A 1515-nucleotide genomic window follows, 5' to 3' on the forward strand; every position below is an offset into this window, starting at 1 on the left:
TTTTTTGAAAATGAAGATTTAATAAAAAGGGCAATGGATTTAAGGGGAGAAAGGGAAGAAATTGATAGAATTTATTTGACTTATCATTACTTTTTTGGCGATAGGAATAAAGCTATAGAAAAATATCCCTTAGCTAACTACCATTGTCAAAATACGTTTTTAGGTATTTTTTTCAATAGATGGTATCAACGGGTTTATTCAGCAATTTATTTTGATAGAGCAGAATATGTAAAAGAGCTTATTCAAGAGATAGAAGAATGGAATCAAGAGATAGAAAAATTGAATTCAGGGATTTTGAAAAGTAGTTTTATAAGCAATTTTTATCGCGTTGTAAACTCTTTAAAGAGAGATTTGCCACAACATGATTTAGTAGAAGATTTGTTTAACATCTCTTTGTTAAAAGATAATCCTTTAGTAGAACTTTTGGAGCTACTAATGTTATTAGAATATCCTGAAAATAAAGAGATGGTTCAAAGGGAATTGGATAGATTCTTAGATACAGATTGTCAAGAAATTGAAGAAATAAGGGAATATATAGAAATAATAGTAAATGGAACACCAATTTTTGATGTAGCTAGTATTAACAATGGAATATTACAAGTAGCTAACATAGAAATAGACTTTGGAAATGAAAGGGAAGGAGATTTATCTTATTACAATGTTTTTACAGGAGAAAAACTAGATATTAATACCCAGTATATCCCTGCTAATGAACAAAGGACTTATAATTATTTTCTAGGGAACAACTATAGAAATAGCATTTTCGGAGGAGAAAATTATGCATTGTTAGATTCCAACTATAATATTATCCAATCCTTTGGGAATGAAATATCATCGGTTCTTTGGCTAGATGATTTAAAGCTGGTTTATACTAACAGAAGAGGAGAAAAAAAAGTTTTTGATATTGAAAAAAAGGAATTTATAGATTATGATGATAGTTATGTAAAAGATATAAAAATAAACAAAGAAAGTTTATACAGTAATATAATTGTTGATGGTGAAAATTATGGTTTTTATACATTTGATTTTTACCGTTATTATGTGGTCAAGGAAATTAATTCTAACAAAGAAGTAGCTAGGTATAATATAGATTTTGAATTTCTAGGAGATGACAAAGACTATATTTATGGTTTTGACTATTTCTTTAATATCAAGATATTAGTTGCTTTCCATAAAGAAACTCTAGAGAAAAAAGTATTGCCTTTTTATTGGGTTAATTATAAAATAGGTCCCACCGAAAATTCCTTCTAAACTTGACCCTACTGGAGATCTTGATATGGTGACAATGTTACAAGAATATTTAAAGGAGAATTACCCTAAGGTAAAAAAACTTATATCGGCCTGGTCCATAGCAGAAATATATCCCAAAGACGATATAGGACTTCATGGAGAACACTATAAAATATAAATGAACTTAAGCGGGATTGTCGGGAAATAGCTAATTTTACAATTTTAGCTCATGAATAAAAAGAACTCGCTAGTTGTGGGACTTTTTAGAAGTTAACCATAACTATT

At 28.6% G+C, this 1515-nt stretch carries 2 protein-coding genes; both read left to right on the forward strand.

Going from position 1 to position 1515, the window contains the following annotated elements:
• On the forward strand, positions 1-1251 hold a 1251-nt coding region (locus BMX60_RS12165), incomplete at its 5' end, for a hypothetical protein (RefSeq protein ID WP_177159817.1).
• 25 nt (positions 1252-1276) lie between these two features.
• Positions 1277-1408 carry a hypothetical protein gene (locus tag BMX60_RS12405; protein ID WP_278276562.1) on the forward strand — a complete coding sequence of 44 codons (132 nt, stop codon included), beginning with the start codon at positions 1277-1279 and terminating at the stop codon, positions 1406-1408.
• Positions 1409-1515: the final 107 nt, after the last annotated feature.

Origin of the sequence: Anaerobranca gottschalkii DSM 13577 (assembly GCF_900111575.1) — a bacterium.
Lineage (GTDB): Bacteria > Bacillota > Proteinivoracia > Proteinivoracales > Proteinivoracaceae > Anaerobranca > Anaerobranca gottschalkii.